The organism is Allopusillimonas soli (assembly GCF_004153445.1).
GTDB classification, from domain to species: Bacteria; Pseudomonadota; Gammaproteobacteria; order Burkholderiales; family Burkholderiaceae_B; genus Allopusillimonas; species Allopusillimonas soli.
Map to the genome: position 1 here is coordinate 49,365 of NZ_SDQC01000009.1, position 21,461 is coordinate 70,825.

The following is a 21,461-nucleotide window of genomic DNA, read 5'->3' on the forward strand; positions in this document are numbered from 1 at the left end:
GTTGCGATGCAACAAAATAGCTTGACACCACATAAATAATGCCTAAAATAGGAATTGTGCAACGCAACATACATTCAGCCCAGGAGCTAAACCCCATGAGCGCAATTCCCGAACAAGTCATCGCCGGCCAGAAGGCCTCTCTGAACAACCTGCTGGCCATTCAAGGCGCCATTTTTGGCGGCTTTGAAAAGCTGGTGGACCTCAACCTGAAGGTGGCCAAGGCCACACTGGACGAAGTGGCGGAGAAATCGCAGCAGGCCATTTCCGTGTCCGACGCCCAGGAAGCGGTGGCCCTGTCGTCTTCCCTGACTCAACCCAGCGCGGAAAAAGCGCTGGCCTACAGCAAACACGTATACGACATCGTTTCCGGTGTGCAGGTTGACCTTACCAAGCTGGTCGAAGCGCAAATCGCCCAAGGCCAGCAACACGTGTCGGACACCCTGGACCAGTTCGCCAAGAGCGCACCCACCGGATCCGAAGGCGCCATCGCGCTGATCAAGTCGTCGCTGGCCAGCGCCAACAACGCCTATGAGTCTGTTGCCAAGGCAGCCCGCCAGGCAGCAGATGTGGCCGAGTCCAACCTGACTGCCGCCACCAACGCCACGCTCAAGGCTGCTGCCCAAGCCAGCGAAGCGACCGCCAAGCCTGCCTCGCGCAGCCGCCGCGCCGCCAACTAAACATCGCATCGAGACCTGCGGGCACTGTCCGCAGCGTTTTCGCCCCGGCGCCGCTTGCGGCGCCGGGGTTTTTTCTTTCAGCGCACCGATTGGTCGCGCGTTTTCAGCGCGCCGACGCATTCTGCGATCAGTGCGGGCCCCCGATAAATCAGGCCGGTGTACAGTTGCACCGCGTTTGCGCCAGCCTGCATTTTTTCCATTGCCTGCCGGCCCGAAGCGATGCCGCCGACGCCAATAATAGGGTAGTCTGGCCCGAGCCGGCTGCGCAGGCGGCGTATCACGGCCAAGGACAGTGCATGCACGGGTGGCCCCGACAGGCCGCCCGATTCGTCCGCGTGGGGCAGTCCTTGCACGGCGGCGCGCGAGAGCGTGGTGTTGGTGGCAATGACGCCATCCACGTCGAAGCGATGCAGCACATCGGCAATGGCGTCGATCTGATCGGCCTCCAAGTCGGGGGCGATTTTCACCACCATCGGCACATGCCGCCCGTGCTGGTCCGCCAGCGCCTTGCGTTTCTCGCGCAGCGGACCCAGCAGGCCCGCGAGCTCGTCTTCGCCCTGAAGGGAGCGAAGATTTCGGGTATTGGGCGAGGAAATGTTCACGGTGATGTAGTCGGCATGCGCATAGACGCCTTCAAGGCCCTGCAGATAGTCGTCGACCGCCCGTTCCATGGGCGTGGCCGCGTTCTTGCCTATATTGAGCCCGAGTATGCCCCCTTGCCTGCGCCACTGGCTGCGACGAACATTGCCGATGAAGGCGGCCAGGCCCTGGTTGTTGAAACCGAGCCGGTTGATGAGCGCCTGTTCGCGCGGCAGCCGGAACATGCGCGGCTTTGGATTGCCTGGCTGTGGGCGTGGCGTGACGGTACCCACCTCGATGAAGCCGAAGCCCAGGTTGCCCAGTGCATCGATATAGGCTCCATTCTTGTCCAATCCGGCGGCCAGGCCAACCGGATTGCGCAGTGCCATGCCCATCAATGTGCATGGCAGCGTGGGCTGTGCGGTCAGCAACCGCCGCGTCAGGCTGCAGTCATGGGCTCTCTTCAGGGAGGAAAGCGTGAGTTCGTGGGCCTTTTCGGCATCAAGGGAGAACAGGGCCGGGCGTGCCAGGCCGTAAGTATCGAATAGAAAGGACATGCTAAGCGTGGACTACCCGGTGGCCAGGTCTATCCAGTTTCCATTTTTGAATATTTGGGCGGGTCTGTATTGCGACTTATACGCCATTTTACGGCTCTGTTCTATCCAGTAGCCCAGGTAGAGCCAAGGAAGCCCTTTTGAGCGGCAGCGGTCGATCTGCCAAAGAATGCCATAGGTGCCGAGGCTGCCAGCGGCGTTGGGGTCGAAGAAAGTGTAAACCGACGACAGCCCGCTTTCGAGCGTGTCGATCATGGACACCATCTGCAATTCGCCAGTAGGCAGGCGGAACTCGACCAGATGAGAGTCGACCCTGCTCGTGAGCAGGAATTGGGTGTATTGAGCATGGCTGTCTTCATCCATGCCGGCACCGGCGTGTCGACCGAGCTGGTAGGCACGATACAGGGCATAGTGTTCGGCTTTCCAGAGCAGCGGCAGCTCCCGTGCCTGCAGCAAGCTATGCCGACGCCACATACGCCGCTGGGTTCGGCTGGGTTGGAAGTGGCGCACGTCGATGCGTATGGGCAGACAGGCTTGACAAGCATCGCAATGGGGCCGGTAGGTAAAGAGGCCGCTGCGGCGAAAGCCTTGTTCCACCAGCCCGGAGTATGTGCGGCTGTCTATAAGATGCGTAGGGGCCGCGACCTGGGAACGAGCCTGTGCGCCGGTCAGGTAGCTGCACGGATACAAGGCAGTGGCGTAGAACTGAAGTGTATGGAAGCCAGGTTCGGTGAGGTGGCTCATGACGGCATGCGGTATTGCAAGAAGGTTCGAACCATTATGAGCGTAATGTGGCGGCGCACGCAAGCGGCCCCGGTCGGCGGGCTAGGGGCAGGGCGCTGGAAGGGGGAGGCACTGCCCGGTATGCAGCAGTTGCCCGGGTTGCCAGACGGGCGCCGTTTGTGCCACCGCAGGCCGCAGCAGCGACAGAAAAGCGTCTCGCGGCATCGGCCGGGCGCCCAGGCTGGCGAGATGATCTGTCTGTTGTTGGCAGTCAATGTGCCGCACGCCCCTGGATTCAAGGAAACGGACGAGGTAGGCCAGCGCGATCTTGCTTGTATCGCTGGCCCGGCTGAACATGGACTCTCCGAAGAAAAAGCGGCCAAGGCAGACACCGTAAAGGCCGCCAGCAAGGTCGCCGTCGAGCCATGTCTCGACACTGTGCACGGCGCCGGCGCGATGCCAGGCCATGTAGGCCTGCTTGATGAGCGGCGATATCCACGTGGCATGCTGGGTGCGCCGCGGCGCTGCGCAGGCATCGAGCACCTCGGCTGTGGCCAGGTCGGTGGTGATGCGCACCCGGGCGTCGGCGCGCCGTTCTTCGCGCGCCACACGGTGCAGCAGTTTGTTCAGGCTGTGCGAAATGCGCAGGTCTGCACAAGGCAGCACCATTCGTGGATCGGGACTCCACCACAAAATGGGATCGCCCTCGTTAAACCAGGGAAAAATGCCGTGCCGATATGCCTGCTCCAGACGCGCAAGCGACAGATCGGCGCCCGCCGCCAGCAGGCCCTCAGGCAATGCCTGGTCTGGATGGGGAAAGGGTGTGGCATCATCGAGCCAGGTCAGGCTGCCCACAACGGCCTCGTTAGCGGGGGGCGGGGCCCGGTATGGTGTAGTGGCGCACTGGGAATACGCCGGTGGCCAGGTCCGATACGTAATGCTCCAGCGTCGAGATTATGGTGCGGAAGGCCAGTTCGTCCCAGGGAATTTCATCGATACCGAAAAAGCCGGCTTCCAGGCTTTCAGGGCCCGGGGCAAGTTGTTCGTTCAGAACGCGCGCCAGGAAGAAAAAGTGCACCTGCTCGGCATGGGGCACGTCAATGATGGTGTACAACTGCTCCAGTTCGATCTGCGCGCCCGACTCTTCCTGATTTTCACGCAGGGCGCCCTGGTCGGTGGTTTCGCCCAGCTCCATGAAACCCGCCGGTAGCGTCCATTTGTCGGCACGCGGTTCGATCGCACGCTTGCACAAGAGAATTTTGCCTTGCCATACCGGCAGCACGCCAACGACATTACGAGGATTCTGGTAATGCACTGCGCCGCAATGCTCGCACAGGTCACGCTCGCGATTGTCGTCGGGTGGAATGCGCCGGATAAGGGGCGTGCCGCATTGACTGCAGAATCGCTGTGTGCGCGGAGCGGGGAAATAAAAATTGGGAGCGTGCGAAGTCATGTGAGGCATTCTACTCAATGCCCGGAATCAATGTCAGCCCTGGCAGCAGAGGGCCGGGGATGGCGGATGAAGCCCAGTCGCTTCTCCACTTCGCCAGCCGCGCAGAAATGTAGCAGGGCGCCGTCGCGGGCTGGTGCGTCCGTGTCGTTGACGCCGGCGCTGCCTGCAAGATGCGAAGCGGCCAGCGGCAATGGGTCGGCCGGCAGTGAACTGGGATCCAGCGCGTCCAGTACGGGCGTGTCATCGAGGGTGCGCAGCGCCCCAAGCACCGCTTCGATATCGTGGCCTTGCATGAGGCCAGGACCTGCCGGCGTCCAGGCATACAGCCTGCCGTCATCGGCGAGCAGCCAGTCGCGCACTGGCACGGCGGGCAGTCCTGTATGGGTAAGCAAGGCCGCCTGCCCCTGGCCGCCAGGTTCCGTGCGCAGAATAAAAGGTGCGGCATCCAGTCGCACGTAGACGCGCTGGGGGCCATTCTGAAAGAACCATTGTCCGGATTCGTCGCAAACGTAGTTACGTCCAATGAAGGCGAGAATGGGTGCGCTGCCAATGGCTTCGCCGGGGCTCGCCAGATCGCCGCGCAGGGCGTCGCCGGCCGGATGCAGGCGCCATTGCCCGCGCTCGTTCAGGGACAGCCAGCCATATACATGCGGTACGTTGGGCCATTTGGCCATGGCTTCGATGACGGACTTGTCCATGCTGGGCTTCCTTTTGCTACGGAAAGTCCAGTATAGAGGAGCGCGCCCCGACCGGCTGGCAGGAGACGGAGATTAGCGAGGCCGCCGAACGGCTAGAAGCCGTCTTGCGGGTGCTGTTTGCAGGTTATTCAGCCGCTGCGCCAGCAGATGGCCGCAAGCCTGCGCCGACTCGGCCAATACCACAAAAGCAAGCGCAACCAGCAGAAGCAGCCCTGGCCGGAACGCCTGGTAGCCATGACGCATGGCGAAATCGCCGAGGCCGCCGGCCCCCAATGCGCCTGCCAGCGCCGAATAGCCAACGAGACCAGCGAGTGTCACGCCCAAGCCGGCGATAATGCCTGGCAGGGCTGCGCTGAACGCGACGCGTGTCGACAGTGCGGCAGGATCTTCCGAAGCGGGCGCCGCTGCCTGATTGAGTGCGGTCTCGGTTTGCCGTGCCACAAAAGGTATGGCGAGCAGGCTCAGCGGCAATGTCAGCGCCGCAGTCCCGTGGGCGGCGCCGACGGCGAGGTGGGTGAGCGCGATTGCCACGATCAATATGATGAAAGAGGGCGTCGCCCGGACGCCATGCGCGGCATATGCGGCCAGCATGCCAAGGCGGCTGGGCGAGCTCGAGTGCGCTTGTGCCGCTCGGCGTAGCAGGACGCCCAGGGGGATACCCAGCAGTGCACCGACGGCAAGCGATATCGCGACCGCCAGCAGCGTTTCTCCGGCAGCGGTTACAAATAAATCGGTCAGCGTTGGCGACATGCGGGATCCTCCAGGCGAATGCCGAGTGTAGGCGCATGTCGCCAGCGCAGGAACTACATATTCGATAAGTCCTTATAGCTGTGCCGCATAACCAGGCCGGGTGCCGCGCCTCAGGGGTTTTTTGCCGGCAGAAGCACTACCTGACCGGCATCTATGCACACATCCAGGCGGCTTCCGGTTTCCAGGGGCGCGCGGCCTACGCTGCCGAACAGCTCCAGGGTCAGGCCCTCGTCGGTCTGCGCAATGTAGTGCGCGGATACGCCCAGATAATCGACATTCCTGACGGTGACGCCAACGGTGTTGGGGGCTTGCCTGTTGTCCGACGCCTGGAAGTGCTCGGCCCGCATCACCAGCGTGACCGCCGCGTTGCGTTGCCAGGCAGCCGTCGAGGCGCTGAGCCAGGTGTGGCCATGGCTCAGCACTTCCCAGGCGCCGGGCTCCCCACCTTGGATGCGTCCCTCCAGAAGATTGGCGTTGCCCAGGAAACTGGCACAGAATTGTGTGCTGGGTTGGTTGTAGATGATCTGGGGCTTGTCCAACTGTTCGACTCGACCACGGCTCATGACCGCGACACGATCGGACATGGCCAGCGCCTCGGACTGATCGTGGGTGATGAAGAGCGTGGTAATGCCGGTTTCACGCTGTATCTGCTTGAGTTCCACGCGCATATCCTCGCGCAGGTTTGCGTCGAGGGCGGACAGGGGTTCGTCCAGCAGGAGCAGGTCCGGACGTATGACGATGGCCCTGGCCAGCGCCACCCGCTGTTGCTGTCCTCCGGAGAGTTCAGCGGGATAGCGCTTTGCCATGCCGTCCAGTTGAACAAGGCTCAGCACATCGGCCACGCGCTTGTCGATGTCGCTGCGGCTGCAGCGACGGTAGCGCAGCCCGAAGGCGATGTTGGCATGGACCGTGCGGTGCGGGAAGAGTGCATAGTTCTGGAACACAATACCGATATTGCGCTTGTGTATGGGCACATCGTTCATGCGCTTGCCGCGTATATAGATGTCTCCGGCGCTTGGGTGCTCCAGGCCCGCAATCATCCGCAGCGTTGTTGTCTTGCCGCATCCCGATGGCCCCAGAAAAGACAGGAACTCGCTTTCGCGCACAGACAGGTCCATGGATTCCACGGCTGTGACGGTTCCATATCGCTTCTGGATGCCGCGCAGTTCGACCGAGAAGTCCGTCATGTCAGAAACCTCGCTCGATGCGTGAAAACATCTTGCTCCACTTGGGCTGCACGCCATTCCAGTAGCGGGGATCCGCAAAGGTGCGTCCTTCCAGCTTGCCGGACGGGTCGTAGGCCGGCAGGGACGTCACACTGTCGGGCAATTCGACCTTGGTGGGATCGAGCGAGGGAGGATAGCCCTGCGCCTCGGCCACGGCAATGGCGACCTTGGGGTCCAGCATGAAATTGAGCAGCTCCTGCGTTTCCTTCATGGGACTGCCGCGCAGCACAAACATGGCTTCTTGCCAGGCAAACGTGTCCTTGGGCTCGTGGTAGCCAATGGGATGTCCCTCCTTCTGCAAGGTGGCGATGCGGCCCGACCAGCCTTGGGTGGCGACAATCTCCCCGCTGGACATCAGTTTCATCAAGTCGGCGCCCGATGTCCAGTACTTGCGCAGCAGCGAGCGATGTTTGCGCAGCACCTCCCACATGGCGTCCAGATCCTCCACATTATTGGGATCCTGCCCGCTGATGACGGCACCGTACCAGCATTGCGTGCGCCAGTCGTTGATGCCGCCCAGCTTGCCCTTGTACTTTTCATCCACGAGTATGCTCGCGCCTTTTTCCTTGATCTCATCGTCGCTGATGACATCCCGGTTGTATGCGATGCCCGTCGTGCCGTAGTCGTACGGAACTGCCGACAGGCCGCCGTCGGACAGTTTGCGGAATGGTTCCATCAGGCGAGGCAGCACGTTTTTCAGATTTGGAATCTGGCTCTCGTCCAGCTTGACATCCAGCTTGGCATCGACGTAGCGGACGTAATCGAATACCCCGCTTGAGTGAAAGATGTTGAAGGAGCCGGGCTGGCTGGTGCGCACCCGGGTGAAGAATTCATCGACGCCGGCAAAGGTGCCATCCACCACTTTGACACCCGTGGCTTTGGTGTAGGGATCAAAGGCAGATTTGCGCAGGGCTTCCGACACGCTTCCGCCCCAACCATCGAAACGTACCTGCGTGGCTTCGGCGGCCAGCGCCTTCAGGGGACGGCCGGCCAACCCCAGCGCGACGCCGCTGGCGGCAAGCAGGCCCATGAAGTGCCGGCGCGAAAGGCGATTGCGCTGATACATGTCCAGCCATTCGTAGTAGCGTTCGTCTTGCATGTCTGTCTCCTTTGTTGTTGAAGGTGCCGGCCAGGTTGCGGCCGGAAGTGTGCAGGCGGGCGCTTCAGGCACGCCCGCGCTTGAAGCAGCGCGCCAGCAGTCCGGCGCAAATAGGCAGACCCACGGTCAGCACAATCATCAAGGTGCCCAAGGCATTGATCTGGGGACTGATGGAGTTGCGCAGCATGGCGAAAATCTGCGTCGGGACGGTTTCCACTCCCGCCGATTTCCAGAACAGGGTGGCAGTGATGTCATCGAAGGAAATCGTGAAGGCGAACACCATGCCGGCCAGCACCGCAGGCATGATGAGCGGCAGGGTTACGGTGAAGAATGTCTGGATGGCGTTGGCGCCAAGGCTGCGCGCAGCCTCTTCATAGTCGTGCCGCAGGCCGGCCAGGCGTGCCTGCACGACCAGGATCACGAAAGGGAGAGTGATGAGCACATGGCCCATGAGCAGCAGGGCATATGAACGCTGCACCGAGGCCCAGCGAAGGAAAAGCAGCAGGGCGACACCCAGTACGACCTCGGGAATCAGAATGGGCATGACAAGGATGGCGTTGATGAATTGCTTGCCCCGAAAGTTGAAGCGCATCATCGCCATGCTGGCGAGCACCCCCAGCACGGATGCAATAATTGCCGCCTGGGCACCGAGCACCAGTGACGTGTGCGCCGCTGCCCGTATTGCCTGGTTGTCCCGCAGCGCGTCGTACCAGCGCAGGCTGAAAGTGTGTGTCGGCAAACCGCCGAACTGTTCTGGGCTGAATGACAGCAGAATGACGGCGCCGATCGGCAGGAACATGAACAGATACACTGCCATGGTGGTCCAGCGTATCATGCGCCAGCTCATCGTCGTTTGCATGCGTATACTCCTGTGCGGCTGCGGGCGTGATCAGGCAGCCAGCGATTTATAGACCTGTCCGAGTCCGACGTAGCGGTTGTAGATGGCCACGATGGCGGTAAGCAGGACGAGAAGCAGAATGGAGAGCGCCGCTCCCATGGGCCAATCCAGTTGGACGATGATGGTGTCGTAGATAAGCTGGGCGAACATCGCGTTCTGTGGGCCGCCAAGTATCATGGGCGTAACATAGGTTCCGGCGCCCAGCACAAAGCACAACAGGGCGCCAGCAGCCAGGCCGGGCAGCGACAGAGGTAGTGTGACTTCGACAAACACCCGCCATGGGCGCGCGCCCAGCGAGGCGGCTGAATCCTCCACATTGCGGTCCACACCTTCAAGCACCACATAGATGTTCAGTATCATGAAGGGCAGGAGGTAGTGCACCAGTCCCAGAATGACGGCAGCCTCGTTGTAGAGCATCTGCAAGGGCGCATCGATAACGCCCAGGCCCATCAACACGCTGTTCAGCACGCCCTGGGCGCCCAGGATATTGATCCATGACAGCGTGCGGATGATATAGCTGATCCAGAACGGAAGCAGCAGCATCAGGATGAGCAGCGACTTGTTGCGAATCCGGCTGCGCACCAAAAAGTAGGCCACCGGGTAGCCCAGCAATGCGCACACGATGGTGGCCTGTAATGCAATGCGCAAAGTCTGCCAGAGTATCGCCCAATAAAAGGGATCCCCCAACAGGCTGTTCCAGTTTTGCAGTGTCCAGTCCCGGGTGGCCATGCCCGTGGCGCTGCCGAGCCACAGCGAATACACCAGCACGAACGCAGTGGGGATCACCAGAAGAAAGAGATAGGCGCCCAGCGTCGGACTCAGCAATAGCCAGGGTTTGCAGGTATTCCGGACGGCGGGGGACATGAATTGCTCCTCTTTGTCATGATGGTTCGGGGGCATGCCTGCCCCAAAGCCCCGTTAGGGGATGGCGGCAAAGGGTGCGGCTTTGCGGCCGAGAAAACCCTCCAGGAATGCCTGCAGGCTTGCTCCGATCACATCGACGGCATATCCGCCTTCCTGCACAAGCACAGTGGGTAGGCCCAATGCGGCGATGGACGCGCCTACTTTCCTGAAGCAGTCGTCGCTCAGGCTCAATACGCCAAGCGGATCGTCCACATGCGCGTCGAACCCCAGTGCGATCATCAGGGCCTGCGGTCTGAAGTCCGCGATGCGCTCGCACGCAATCTGAAACTGCTGCAGCCACGCATCATCTGTGCTGCCACGCGGCATCGGCAGGTTGAGGTTGTATCCCTCGCCTTCGCCATATCCGGTTTCATGGGTATATCCGGTGAAGAACGGGTAGTAGTCGATGGGGTCCGCATGCAGCGAGACCGTCAATACATCGCTGCGGCCATAAAAAATCTGTTGTGTGCCGTCTCCATGATGCACATCGATATCGAGCACGGCCACCCGGCTGAAGCGTTCGCGCAGTTGCTGGACGGCAATGGCGCCATTGTTGAGATAGCAGAATCCCGCGGCGCAATCGTGGCGCACATGATGGCCAGATGGGCGGCACAGCGCATAGGCGGCCTGATCGCCGGCCAGCACAGCGCGCGCGGCGGCGACTGCGCTGTGCGCCGAACGCAGCGATGATTCCCACGTGTGGGGACCCATCGGTGAACTGAGATCGCCGAGATAATAGCCAGCCCGTGCAACCGGCGATGTCGATGGACACTCGGGCCGGGACAGCTGCTCGATACGCCCGTTGTAGTATGGAGAATGGCTGGGCAGGACTTCAATACCGGGATTGCGGAGTGTCTGCCAATGTTCGTATGCATGCTGCAGGAAATCCAGATAGCCTTGCGCATGCACGGCCTGCAAAGGGCTCAGGTCGAAGTCGTCCGGCGCATAAACGGGGATGTTCAGCGCCGCCAGCGCCCGTAGCAGCGCGTCTGTGCGCTCTTTGACATCCTTGGGGTCGACGATGCGGCCCTCCCACATGAACTGCTTGGGATCGTGCTTCAGTTGCTCAGGCGCAAAATATGCCCGCATGAAAGTCTCCAGTCTATTTGGCGCCACATCGCTTCCAGCGCGCGCGTGTTCTATTTTTCGCCCTGGCCGGCATGCTGTCCGACCGAAACGCGCCTGCGGTACACGCAGCCTGTCCGCACATACCGCCTCGTGGCGGCATGGCGGTTGCCTACTTCACGAACAATTGACTGCGAAAATCTTCCCGCAACCGTTGCCGTATTTCCATAAAATGGACCCGCATGGCCCGCCTCGCCAGCACGACATCGTGCCGGGCTATGGCCTGTGCAATATCCATGTGTTCGTTTTCCGCGATATGCCAGATTTTTCTGGGCACGAAGTGATTCTCCAGCCGGCTGTAAAGTGCGCTCTCGTCGCGCAGCCGCCATACATCCCTTATCGTGGACGCTAGGGCGGCATTACCGCTTGCGTCGGCGATGGCCAGGTGAAAAAGAATATTGTGCGCGGCGGGAGAGTCGGCATCCTCCAGGCCGCGTGCCGCCTGCATGATGGCCTGCACTTGTTCGTCGCTGGCATGGCGCGCAGCCAGCGCGGCGCTTTCGGGCTCGAGCAGCAGGTGTACATGCACCAGTTCGAAGGGTGTCATGTCGGCCGCTGGTGGCGCTGTCCGATCATACTCGCGCAACTCCTGGCGGTCGGGATCATCACGGCCAGACACGCGGGCGGCCGCCTTGCCGCGCGCGGCATTGCCGCCGGCGCTCTCGCGCCGGTCCTGACGCAGCACATAGACGCCTGAACCCACGCGTACTTCAACCAAACCCTCGATTTCCAGCGCGATCAGCGCCTCGCGCACGGAGGTGCGGCTGACATGCATGCTGCCCGCAAGCTCCCTCTCGGAAGGCAGCCGTGAGCCTTCGGGAAAATCGCCCGCACGTATCCTGTCGGCGATCTGGCGCGAGATCATCCGATAGAGACGTGTCGTATTGACGGGTTCGAAGCGGCTCACGATCTGTTTTGCCCCGGTAATCAGTCTGGTGGCTGGGCCAATTTCGGTCCAGTGGTTGGACCAATATTAGGCCGGAACCCAAGGTCGGGCAAGGAGGGCACGAGAATTTAGGGATAAATACCTAGAGTCGTCGCGTGAAGCGCGATGTGTTAGGCTGACATCTGGTCGTTATTCTGGATACGTCACGCCATGAAACCTTTGAGCCTGCATGCCCGCCAGATGAATCAGCGGCGTGTGACAGCCTTTTATCTGTCGCCAGAGCGGCCTGCGCCCGATGATGGCCAGTCCGACATGAAGCACTTTCGTCCGCACGAAGACCGTCCGCGCTCGCTGCGTGAAATGTTCAGCGACGAAGAGATTGACGGCGACGAGGAAACGGGCGTCTAGCCCTAACAGCGCATGGATGCGCCCGCTGCCTGAGCCCATCCTACACGCTGTTCGTGCCCTGCTGTCGCTCTTGATCCGTGCCCGCCGGAATTCGGCAGGGATAGGGTTGGACCATATCCCGAAGGCGGTTTAGCCCCCGACAAGAACGGGCTTTTCACGATAAAGGGCGGGAAACATGCGCTCAAGGCTCTCGACCTTGGGCAGATCGTTGACGGCAATATACAGACTGTCAGGATGATGTGTCAGATAATCCTGATGATAGCTTTCAGCCGGGTAGAAGGCCTTGAGCGATTCGATGGTGGTGGCCAATGGGCGGCCGTACGCATCGGCGTCGTTCAACTGTTTGATATACGCGGCGGCCACTTTTTCCTGCACATCGCTGGCGGCGAAAACCGTTGACCGATACTGACTGCCGACGTCAGGCCCTTGACGATTGCGCTGGGTGGGGTCATGGGCGACGGAAAAATAAACCTGCAACAGCTTCCCATAACTGACGACTGAAGGGTCGTACGTGACCTTGACGGACTCGGCGTGCCCGGTGATGCCTGTGCTGACGGTTTCGTAATTTGCGTTGGATGCGTTGCCGCCCGCATATCCCGACACAGCTTGGGTTACGCCTTTGACGTGCTGAAACACACCCTGAACGCCCCAGAAGCAGCCTCCCGCAAATACGGCTGTTTCCGTATGGGCCCCCGCGGATTGCTCGTCGATGGCAGGCGCCGGAATCTTGACTGCCTTCTCTCCCGCCGCTGCGGGATGATCGACAAAAAACACGGCCGCCCCCGCAAGCAGGGCCATCCCGGCCACCCAGGCGACAGCATGCCTTGCCTGTGCGCCAGCCAACGTATTCTTTCCATTCTGTGCCATGGTGAACTCCTCGCATTGTTAGCGCCCCGAGTAGGCCGTCGGCGGCGATTGGAAATATTGTGGCGTGCATGCCTTGTCGAAGTCCTCACGCAAACTTAAATTAATTGTGATAACTGCATGGGCGATAATCAGTCAGAATATCAACTTGCGTTTCCGGGAAGGGGCATGGGTACAGGTAAACATATCCTGATCGTGGAGGATGACGTGCATATTGCAGAACTGCTGCAACTGCATCTGCGCGATGAGGGCTATACGGTGACGCATGCGGCCGATGGCGATGAAGGACTGCGGCTGCTCGATCAAGGCTCCTGGGACGCGCTGGTTCTGGATCTCATGCTGCCTGGCGTGGATGGTCTGGAACTCTGCAAGCGGGCTCGGATGCTGGGGCGTTATATACCCATCATCATCACCAGTGCGCGGTCAAGTGAAGTCCATCGCATACTCGGTCTTGAGTTGGGTGCCGATGATTACCTGGCCAAACCTTTCTCCGTGCTGGAACTGGTGGCTCGCATACGGGCGTTGCTGCGCCGCACCGAGGCGCTGTTGAAGGATTCCAGAGCCCAGGCTGGCGAACTGACGCTGGGCGACCTGACACTCGATCCTGTATCGCGCACTGTCACGCTGTCGGGACGGCACATCGAGCTCACGCCAAGGGAGTTCGATCTGCTGTATTTCTTTGCCCGTCATCCCGAACGCGTGTTCTCTCGCCTGGAACTGCTCAATGATGTGTGGGGCTATAGGCATGAGGGCTACGAGCACACCGTCAATACACATATAAACCGCTTGCGCTCCAAGCTGGAGCTGGATCCCTCGTCGCCACGCCACATCGTGACGGTGTGGGGGCGCGGCTATAAGTTCGCGCGTCCGGAGACTGGAAGCTCGTGATGCGCCTCACGCTTACCCAGCGGCTGTCGCTTGTTTTTGTGGCGCTGTTGCTTGCCTGCAGTGCCGTATCGGCTTGGCTGCAGATCCGCGCCAGCATGCGCCACGAGCAAGTGGTGGTGCAGCGTGTTTCTTTCGGTCTGGCGGATCACATTGCAGGCAGGGCGCAACTGATGGATGCGAGCGGATGGCGGCCCGACGCCGTTCGTACGCTGTTTAGCCAGCTCATGGCAGTCAACCCTTCGGTGGAGCTTTATCTTCTGGATAATCAAGGAAGAATAGTGGGCGATGCGGCCCCGTCCGGGCATCTCAAACGCCGTCAGATTGATCTCGAGCCGATAAGGCGGTTCTTGTCCGGTGCACGTTTGCCCATTCTGGGCGACGATCCCCGCAGCACGGCTGCACGCAAGGTATTCAGCGTTGCGCCGGTGCGGGTTGATGGGCGCAATGCGGGGTATGTCTACGTTGTGCTGCAGGGCGAAACGCATGATACAGCGGTTGAGAGTCGTGTGATGGATGGTGTGCTGGCCCCTTCGCTGTTGACACTGGGACTGGTGGGCCTGCTGGCGCTGGTCATGGGCTTGCTTGCCTTTCGCTTGATAACGCGACCCTTGCGGGCCCTGACGCAGGCAGTGCGCCAGTTCGATGCCAATGGGGAAAAAGCCGCCGCGCTGGCGGACACGGACGCGGATCACCCACCTGCGGACGAAATATCCATACTGCGTGAGGCCTTTGCGCAGATGGGCCGGCGCATTGCCGAGCAGTGGCAGGCGCTCGCACGCCAGGATCAGCAGCGGCGGGATCTCATGGCCAGCATATCGCACGACCTGCGCACGCCGCTGACGTCGCTGCATGGATATCTGGAGACGCTTAGGATCAAAGACCACATGCTGGGCACGCAGGAACGGCACCGCTACCTGGATATTGCCATTGCTCAGAGCGCCAAGGTGGGCCACCTGGCCCAGGAGCTCTTCGAGCTGGCCAGGCTGGAGTCCGGGCTGGTGCGGCCCGAACTGGAAATATTCTCGCTGGCGGAACTGGCACAGGATGTCACGCAGAAATACGCGCTTGCCGCGCAGGCGCGCGGGCAGGCGATGAGTGTGGATATGACGCCGCTGCCTCCGGTCCGCGCCGACCTGGCGATGGTGGAACGCGTACTGACCAACTTGCTGGACAATGCGATACGTCACAATCCTTCCGGCACGCGCATCCAGCTGCGCCTGAGGGCTGTGGACAACACCCGCGTCGAGGTCGATGTCATGGATGATGGCCCGCCGTTGCCGGAGGCGGTACGCAACACGCTGTTCGAATATGCGCCGCAGAAATCGGGGGGCGGCAGCGGCGGGCTTGGTCTGATTGTGGTGCAGCGCCTGCTGATGCTGCAGGGCGAAAAAATAAGCCTGGTGGAGCAGCGCGGCCAAACCATTTTCCGCTTCTACCTGCCCATGGCCAAGAAAGGGGCGCAAGCCTGATCTGCGCAGCCTGAAGGCCCCTCTTTTAATATATTCTCCATCCGGTTTCGGCTGACGCGGGTTATCAGCCGAATGTGAAGGCATAGGCGGATACGCCGGGGGCGGAAAACTCGATGCTAAAGAGATGTTCAGCGGCATCACCTGGCATGCGAACCAACTGATACAGCCGTTGATCGGTGACGGTGCCTGAACCATCTGGCGCAAGGTCGACGCCGTGCGCGTCCCCTGGTGCCTCGCCGTCTACCGTGACTGTGAATGGTATGGGCTTGCCGCCAGGGCCAGGCCCCAGAACAAGATGAAGGTCGCGGGCACGAAATCGGAACGATATGCGTCCATTCGCCGCGTCAAGCGTGGCCCGCTCGGCGCCTATTGTCCAGGCGCCGGCCAGCCCCCATTGATTCAGGCTCAACTGCTTGGGAATGCGATAGTCGGCAGACTGGTCGCGCGACACCGGTCCCGAAGCGAACTGTTGCGCCCGCGCATAGCCGAGGTAGGTTTCGGGGGAGCCCACCTGAGGCAGGTTGCCTGCCGCTTCCACACCCGAGCCGTGGACTTGCGCCATGGCGCTGTCGACAGAGGCACCGGCCTCGCGCAGCAATTGCTGGATCACTTGCTCGGATTTTTCGTAATTGCCTTCGCCGAAGTGATGATAGCGCACGCGGCCTTGCGCATCGATAAAATAGTGCGCCGGCCAATACTGGTTGTTGAATGCCCGCCAGATGGCATAGTTATTGTCGATAGCCACAGGATAGGTGATGCCCAGGCGTTTCATCGCGCTTTTAACATTGTCCACATCGCGCTCGAAGGCAAATTCCGGTGCATGCACGCCAATGATCACCAGCCCCTGCTTGCTGTATTTCTCATTCCACGCCTTGATGTACGGCAGTGTGCGCAGGCAATTGATGCATGAGTAGGTCCAGAAATCGATGAGCACCACCTTGCCGCGTAGCGACGATACGGACAGGGGAGGGCTGTTCAGCCATTGCAGTGCGCCGTCCAGCGAAGGCAGGCTGCCTTCCACAGGCAGGTGCAAAACGGTGGTGTCGTGGGTCGCCGCCATGGCCATCGCGCCTGATTGCGGTGTCATGGTCATGGCGCTCTGCTGGTTCGACATGCGCATCATCGCATCCGGTGCCGCAGCGATGTCCGCGCTGCCTTCGTTCGTTGCCGAACTGGAGCTTGCGCGCCGCATTGCGGCAGGATGCCCCAGGCTGTCCACCAGCGATTGCTCCAACTTGCCTGTGGATGCCACCGACACCTGCGCCAGCAATCCGGTATCCAGACCCAGTGCGATTGCCGCTACGCCTGCCAGCATCAGACCGCCGAGTCCCCGGCGCAGCCATTCGCCCGTGCCCAGGGATCGTTTCATGGCGGTGAAGACCTTGCCACCCACCAATAAAGCAAGCGCCAGCGATGTCGCCGCACCAGCCGCGTATGCCAGCAGGAGTACCGTTGTCTTCAAGCTGGGACCATTGAGCGCCGCGCCGGTCAGCACCAGGCCCAGTATTGGCCCCGCGCATGGCGCCCAAAGCAGGCCGGTGGCGATGCCAAGCAGGAAGGACATGCGTCCGCTGCGCTCGCCATCCTTTTGGGCCACTTGCGTGAGTCGGTTTCCTGCGCTTACAAAAGGCCTTGCCATGCGATCCGCAAAGCGGGGCAGCAGCAGTGCGAGCGCAAAAACAGCAATCAGCGCCATGGCCAGCCATCGGCCATATTGGTTTGCCGCAACCACCCAACCGCCGCCCACGACCGCCAAGGTGGCGACCAGGGAAAACATGAGCACCATGCCCGCAAGCAGCGGTAGCGCTCCGCGTCTGAACGATAGTCCTGCGGTGGAGAAAACGAAGGGCAGCACTGGAAGGATGCAAGGGCTTAGAATCGTAAGCGCGCCGCCCAGATAGGCAAGGATAATCAGTAACAAGGCAGTCTCCTGGAGCGCAGTTGTCTTCAGGCCGGCTTTGGCGTGAATGTCAGGGACAAGCCATTCATGCAGTAGCGCAGGCCGGTCGGTTTTGGTCCGTCTTCGAATACATGGCCCAGATGGCCCCCGCATCGGCTGCAATGCACTTCGGTACGCAGCATGCCCAGCGAGGCATCCGCGCTTACCTCGACCGCATCCGGCAGAGGCTGCCAGAAGCTCGGCCATCCGGTATGGCTTTCGAATTTCGTTTCCGAAGAGAACAGAGGCAAGCCGCAGCCTGCGCAGTCAAATTGGCCGCGCCGATGCTCGTTGTTGAGCGGGCTACTGTAGGGCCGCTCCGTGCCTGCCTCGCGAAGAATATGGTATTGAGCGGGTGTAAGCCGCTTATGCCATTCGGCATTGCTCAGATTGACGGCGAATGCCTGCCGTGTTCCGGCGCGCGTGACTAGTCCCGCGGACAGCAGGCCCAGGCCCGCAGCGATACCAAGAAATTGACGGCGCGTTGCCATGGTTTTTCTCCGGAATGAGTGAATGATGCTGCAGAGTACGGCCGGGGCGGTCGCAAAGTCCTCACGAAGATTTAAACAATTCTTGAAGTTTGCGTAGAAGGGCTGCGAAACACCGCAATTTGGCGGATATCGAATCGGATGCAGGTGCTGCAGAATGGAGAAGTCCGCGTTTCACAGGGAAAACCGTCATGGCCTATTTTGTGCCGCCATTCTTTCCCGTCGTTTATGTGCGTGGCTATGCAATGACTTCGGCCGAGATCGCCGATACGGTGTCGACGCCATACATGGGCTTCAATCTGGGAGCAACCAAGGCCAGGCAGACCTGGGACGGAAAGGTCGTGCGCCAGGTATTCGAGTCGCCCGTTGTCCGACTGATGAAGGACTATGGGTATCGTGACATCTACGCCAACGGGACGGAAATAACCGGCCCGATTCCCGCGAGAAGCATTATCATCTATCGCTACTATGATACGGCGGACAAGGATTTTGGCGACGGCAAGGCGCTTTCCATCCCCGAGGCGGCGCGCGGACTGAGGGCGCTCCTCTATCAGCTACGCGCGCAGATGTGCGGGGCTCAGGCCGATCTGCAGCGGCAGTTTAAGGTTCATCTTGTTGCCCATTCGATGGGTGGCCTGGTTGTTCGCGCTTTTCTGCAGAACGACGAAATCAGCACGCCCGAAGACCGAAACCTGGTAAGCAAGGTCTTTACCTATGCCACCCCTCACAATGGCATAGAAATGGCCGGCATCAATGTGCCGGCGGCATTTGGCCTATGGGATATGAACAATTTCAATCGTGGCAGGATGGCCGAATATCTGGATCTGCCGCGGGACGAGGGGCGGGTCGACACGCTGGGCGGGAAGTTCGATGCGCAGCGCTTCTTCTGCTTTGTGGGGACAAATCATCGTGATTATCCCGTGGCCGGCGGATTGGCGCGGGCGCTTGCTGGAGAAATGAGCGACGGGCTGGTCAAGATCGAGAATGCGACTGTAGCGGATTCGCCGCGAGCCTTTGCTTTTCGCTGTCATAGCGGCCCCTACGGGGTCGTGAATTCCGAAGAAGGCTATCAGAACCTTGTTCGATTTTTATTCGGCAATCTCAGGGTCGACGGCGTTCTGGAGGTGCAGGCATTGCCGCTTCCGCCGTCAGTCGAGAAAGCTCGCCGGCGCGGCAAATCGATTCGCGCGTCTTACTATTTTGAGTGTTCGGTCTCTCCACGCGGTGCATTGGGCTATCGTTTGACGGAGCGGCGCCGCGACACATACAGCGCCATTCTGCGAGGCTATGACGAATTGCTGAATCTTGAGGACACCGATAGGGATGCGCCACGCTGGCCCATGCTGTTCTCTGCGTACCTGGATACCAGCAAGATTACTGTTGGACGCACGGTGGTCTTTGGTGTGGAATTGAAAGTGTCCACGACGGGCTACACAATAAACAACAAGCTTTGGCTGGATCAGCATGTCGAAGGGGAATATCTGTTTCGCGACACACTGACTTTCAAGGTCACACTGAAGCCCGGGGGCTTCAACCTGCGCTATTTGCGGACAGACGAAAGCTGGAGCGAAAAAAAAGGCACGCTTGCCCAGTTTGGCCCCGATGCGTCTTTTTCGGTGCCGCTGGATTCAGGCAAGGGCTTCAAGGGTACGCTGGCGTTGACCGTACACAAGATTTCCCCGGCTGGTACTCCTGTGCACCATGAGCGGGAGTACGCATAGTGCATCAAGCACGCATGACGTTGCGAGCAGTATCGTGCTGGACCGCGCCGCCGATCCAGCGTATATGTGCCAGATGGGGTCGATGGGGATTCAGCATCCTGGGTATATACAGACAGTCCGCATTTGTCGGCCCGTCAGGGAAGTCTATGGCTTTCAGCCATGACAGCTGAGCCCTGGCCAGCGCGATTTCTCCGTCGTTCCCCAGGCCCTTGGCCAATTCCGCCCACAAGTCCCGACCATGCACGCGCAAGGCTGGAGTCCCGACTGCCTTGGCGGAATGCAGCCAGATCATCATGGCCCTGGCCGCCATCCTGGCTTTGGATTTCTGCAGCGCCTTGACGATACAGGCGATTTTTTCCGGATAGAGCGCTTGGTCGGAAACCGGCTCGCCATCCAGGTAGGCAGTCAATTCGAGCTTGTGCCGGATCGCAAGCGTAAGGCGCAGGGCGTTGGCCAGCACCAGCATGTGGAGGACGGCTTCGCGATTCAGCCCCGCAACGGAATCGGAAAACGCCATCAAGTCGTCCCGATCGCTGTCGCCGGCGGCTTTGAATAACCGGTTTTTCAGTCTCCCAAGCATGGCCGTCCTTTACATATTTTCATTAATAACAACTTTGCTTACTTTTCAAGCGGGCCTTGGCGCGGATGTAAACACTGGCTATGGTCATCGCTTTCCGGGATTGGTTTTAGTATTTTGTTGTTACATTATGCACCAAAAATCAACCGGGGGCCATAGGATGCAGTCTTTGGCAATGGGTGGGTACGTGGTTTGCTGGGGGATGTACGAGTACGGCGTAGCGGTGCGCCGGCACAATCTGACAGGTGTTCGATGAGCAAGCAGAAAGATGTGAGCAAGCAGAAAGATTCTTCTTCCGTGAAACCCGCTGTCGCTCCTTCCCGGAAGCCCGATACCCGCCCCAATATATCGACGGCCGACGATGTCAATGTGGACGAGGACAATGCAATCGAAAGCCCAAAAGAAAGCCTGACTGCAACCAAACCCGCCAAGCCGGGAAAGCCGGGGCGTTGAAGTACTTGCTTATGTATTCGCAAGTGGAGAAGCCGATTCAGATCGTCCAACCATCATCGGCCAAAAGGGAATTACTCAGCCAGCGGGAAAGGATGACGCTGGCTTCTGCCGGGCGGTATCGCTGCAGCGAGCAGATGCGAGCCTTATGGCCGAACATCCGAGTGGGTGGCCACGATATTCCAGGTTAGGTCATATTCGACAGCGGGATAGTCGCTGCTTGCGCTTCCCCGCTTTGCCTGCGCGGAAATCGAAAGAGAGAGCAGTGCTATGGCGGCGAAGGCGGTCAATATTTTCATGGCAGTCCCCTGATTGTTGTATCGCGATCATAGCAATACAAGGAATAATCTGTCCATGCTGATTTCGCGCTCCCGATTTACCTCTCTATGATCTCTGAATCGTGATTTCGAAGTACCCCAACCCCTGCGTTTCGCCGATTTCGCGCAGCCCCTCATAACGTGCCAGCGTGGCGGCAGCCACCCAGCGTTTGATAAGGGAAACGTCCTCTTGTGATAATTCCGCTTCGGTGGCGTCTTCTGCGTATTGCCAGGCGCGGTAGGCAAGCACGACTGAGTCCGCGTCTCCCAGGCTGCGCTCGAGCGCCTTCTGGAATGTACGCTCCGCATTATTTTTTACGTGATCAGGGACGTCGTTGGGCAAATCTTGAAGCGTTACGGTATACATGGCCACTCCGCATTAAAATACTGGTTTTATAAACAGTATTTGTAGCACAAAAAAACCTGCGATGAGGCAGGTCAATTTGTGTCATTGCGAAGCAAGCAGCGTTTTGCGAAGCAATCGAAATTCTGAAAACGCTGGAAAATCGCATAATACTGGAGGCGCGACTCGGAATCGAACCGGGGTACACGGATTTGCAATCCGCTGCATAACCACTCTGCCATCGCGCCAGATACAGCAGTTTAAAGGGAAGCGCCAGCGCTTCCCCTGTGGTTGGCACCGCGCTACGCGCAGCGAGCCAAGTCCAAGATTTTACACCATTATGGCTTGCGGTGCCGGTATGGCCCGTATTTGCGCCGTGGAGAAAAGATTCTTTCTGATATGGACGGCTTCGCGCGCGGGTCGGTC

Annotated in this window: 24 protein-coding genes and 1 tRNA gene; 6 read left to right on the forward strand and 19 right to left on the reverse strand. The window is 60.0% G+C overall.

What is annotated here, in order from left to right:
• Positions 1-95: 95 nt before the first annotated feature.
• Positions 96-677 carry a TIGR01841 family phasin gene (gene phaP / locus ERD78_RS19195; RefSeq protein ID WP_129971513.1) on the forward strand — a complete coding sequence of 194 codons (582 nt, stop codon included), beginning with the start codon at positions 96-98 and terminating at the stop codon, positions 675-677.
• A gap of 77 nt (positions 678-754) precedes the next feature.
• Here the strand turns inward: phaP and ERD78_RS19200 are convergent, their stop codons facing one another.
• From ERD78_RS19200 to ERD78_RS19255, 12 genes are all read right to left on the reverse strand, one after another.
• On the reverse strand, positions 755-1,813 hold the full coding sequence (locus ERD78_RS19200) for a quinone-dependent dihydroorotate dehydrogenase (protein ID WP_129971514.1): 1,059 nt from the start codon (positions 1,811-1,813) through the stop codon (positions 755-757).
• Positions 1,814-1,825: 12 nt separating this feature from the next.
• A complete protein-coding gene (locus ERD78_RS19205) occupies positions 1,826-2,554 on the reverse strand; it encodes an arginyltransferase (protein WP_129971515.1) in 729 nt (242 codons plus the stop codon).
• An 81-nt stretch (positions 2,555-2,635) separates the two neighbouring features.
• Positions 2,636-3,388 (reverse strand): leucyl/phenylalanyl-tRNA--protein transferase, encoded by a 753-nt coding sequence (gene aat, locus ERD78_RS19210; RefSeq protein ID WP_129971516.1) that lies wholly within the window; start codon positions 3,386-3,388, stop codon positions 2,636-2,638.
• A 10-nt stretch (positions 3,389-3,398) separates the two neighbouring features.
• Positions 3,399-3,986, reverse strand: coding sequence for an NUDIX hydrolase (locus ERD78_RS19215; RefSeq protein ID WP_129971517.1), 588 nt, complete (start codon positions 3,984-3,986; stop codon positions 3,399-3,401).
• 14 nt (positions 3,987-4,000) lie between these two features.
• A complete protein-coding gene (locus ERD78_RS19220) occupies positions 4,001-4,684 on the reverse strand; it encodes a DUF2946 family protein (protein ID WP_129971518.1) in 684 nt (227 codons plus the stop codon).
• Between the two features lie 72 nt (positions 4,685-4,756).
• Complete coding sequence (locus ERD78_RS19225) at positions 4,757-5,434, reverse strand: DL-methionine transporter permease subunit (protein ID WP_129971519.1); 678 nt, start codon at positions 5,432-5,434, stop codon at positions 4,757-4,759.
• A gap of 110 nt (positions 5,435-5,544) precedes the next feature.
• A complete protein-coding gene (locus ERD78_RS19230; RefSeq protein ID WP_129971520.1) occupies positions 5,545-6,621 on the reverse strand; it encodes an ABC transporter ATP-binding protein in 1,077 nt (358 codons plus the stop codon).
• Position 6,622: 1 nt separating this feature from the next.
• Positions 6,623-7,759 (reverse strand): ABC transporter substrate-binding protein, encoded by a 1,137-nt coding sequence (locus ERD78_RS19235; protein ID WP_129971521.1) that lies wholly within the window; start codon positions 7,757-7,759, stop codon positions 6,623-6,625.
• Positions 7,760-7,823: 64 nt separating this feature from the next.
• A complete protein-coding gene (locus tag ERD78_RS19240; protein WP_209020040.1) occupies positions 7,824-8,618 on the reverse strand; it encodes an ABC transporter permease in 795 nt (264 codons plus the stop codon).
• 30 nt (positions 8,619-8,648) lie between these two features.
• The gene (locus ERD78_RS19245) at positions 8,649-9,521 is read right to left on the reverse strand and encodes an ABC transporter permease (protein WP_129971522.1); all 873 of its coding nucleotides are present in this window, start codon (positions 9,519-9,521) and stop codon (positions 8,649-8,651) included.
• 54 nt (positions 9,522-9,575) lie between these two features.
• On the reverse strand, positions 9,576-10,649 hold the full coding sequence (locus ERD78_RS19250) for a histone deacetylase family protein (RefSeq protein ID WP_129971523.1): 1,074 nt from the start codon (positions 10,647-10,649) through the stop codon (positions 9,576-9,578).
• A gap of 148 nt (positions 10,650-10,797) precedes the next feature.
• Positions 10,798-11,550 (reverse strand): FadR/GntR family transcriptional regulator, encoded by a 753-nt coding sequence (locus ERD78_RS19255; protein ID WP_218940914.1) that lies wholly within the window; start codon positions 11,548-11,550, stop codon positions 10,798-10,800.
• 231 nt (positions 11,551-11,781) lie between these two features.
• Between ERD78_RS19255 and ERD78_RS19260 the strand changes: the two genes are divergently transcribed.
• Positions 11,782-11,979: a hypothetical protein gene (locus ERD78_RS19260; RefSeq protein ID WP_129971525.1), complete on the forward strand. Its 198-nt coding sequence runs from the start codon at positions 11,782-11,784 to the stop codon at positions 11,977-11,979.
• A gap of 129 nt (positions 11,980-12,108) precedes the next feature.
• On the opposite strand, the gene msrA is transcribed toward ERD78_RS19260, so the two are convergent.
• Positions 12,109-12,846: a peptide-methionine (S)-S-oxide reductase MsrA gene (gene msrA / locus ERD78_RS19265; RefSeq protein ID WP_129971526.1), complete on the reverse strand. Its 738-nt coding sequence runs from the start codon at positions 12,844-12,846 to the stop codon at positions 12,109-12,111.
• Between the two features lie 165 nt (positions 12,847-13,011).
• Here msrA and ERD78_RS19270 point away from each other — a divergent pair, with 165 nt between their 5' ends.
• A complete protein-coding gene (locus ERD78_RS19270) occupies positions 13,012-13,731 on the forward strand; it encodes a response regulator transcription factor (RefSeq protein ID WP_129971527.1) in 720 nt (239 codons plus the stop codon).
• Positions 13,731-15,200: a sensor histidine kinase gene (locus ERD78_RS19275; RefSeq protein WP_129971565.1), complete on the forward strand. Its 1,470-nt coding sequence runs from the start codon at positions 13,731-13,733 to the stop codon at positions 15,198-15,200. Before ERD78_RS19270 ends, ERD78_RS19275 begins: the two co-directional genes overlap by 1 nt.
• 64 nt (positions 15,201-15,264) lie before the next feature.
• On the opposite strand, the gene ERD78_RS19280 is transcribed toward ERD78_RS19275, so the two are convergent.
• Entirely contained in the window at positions 15,265-17,121 is a 1,857-nt protein-coding gene (locus ERD78_RS19280; protein WP_129971528.1) for a cytochrome c biogenesis protein DipZ, read from the reverse strand.
• 26 nt (positions 17,122-17,147) lie between these two features.
• On the reverse strand, positions 17,148-17,630 hold the full coding sequence (gene msrB / locus ERD78_RS19285) for a peptide-methionine (R)-S-oxide reductase MsrB (RefSeq protein ID WP_129971529.1): 483 nt from the start codon (positions 17,628-17,630) through the stop codon (positions 17,148-17,150).
• 188 nt (positions 17,631-17,818) lie between these two features.
• Between msrB and ERD78_RS19290 the strand changes: the two genes are divergently transcribed.
• Complete coding sequence (locus ERD78_RS19290; RefSeq protein WP_129971530.1) at positions 17,819-19,348, forward strand: esterase/lipase family protein; 1,530 nt, start codon at positions 17,819-17,821, stop codon at positions 19,346-19,348.
• A 4-nt stretch (positions 19,349-19,352) separates the two neighbouring features.
• Here the strand turns inward: ERD78_RS19290 and ERD78_RS19295 are convergent, their stop codons facing one another.
• Positions 19,353-19,928 (reverse strand): hypothetical protein, encoded by a 576-nt coding sequence (locus ERD78_RS19295; protein WP_129971531.1) that lies wholly within the window; start codon positions 19,926-19,928, stop codon positions 19,353-19,355.
• Between the two features lie 249 nt (positions 19,929-20,177).
• Here ERD78_RS19295 and ERD78_RS19300 point away from each other — a divergent pair, with 249 nt between their 5' ends.
• Positions 20,178-20,378: a hypothetical protein gene (locus tag ERD78_RS19300; RefSeq protein ID WP_129971532.1), complete on the forward strand. Its 201-nt coding sequence runs from the start codon at positions 20,178-20,180 to the stop codon at positions 20,376-20,378.
• Positions 20,379-20,521: 143 nt separating this feature from the next.
• On the opposite strand, the gene ERD78_RS19845 is transcribed toward ERD78_RS19300, so the two are convergent.
• From ERD78_RS19845 to ERD78_RS19310, 3 genes are all read right to left on the reverse strand, one after another.
• Complete coding sequence (locus ERD78_RS19845; RefSeq protein ID WP_167668999.1) at positions 20,522-20,674, reverse strand: hypothetical protein; 153 nt, start codon at positions 20,672-20,674, stop codon at positions 20,522-20,524.
• Between the two features lie 85 nt (positions 20,675-20,759).
• Entirely contained in the window at positions 20,760-21,059 is a 300-nt protein-coding gene (locus ERD78_RS19305; protein WP_129971533.1) for a hypothetical protein, read from the reverse strand.
• Between the two features lie 150 nt (positions 21,060-21,209).
• A tRNA-Cys gene (locus tag ERD78_RS19310) sits at positions 21,210-21,283 on the reverse strand.
• Positions 21,284-21,461 lie beyond the last annotated feature (178 nt).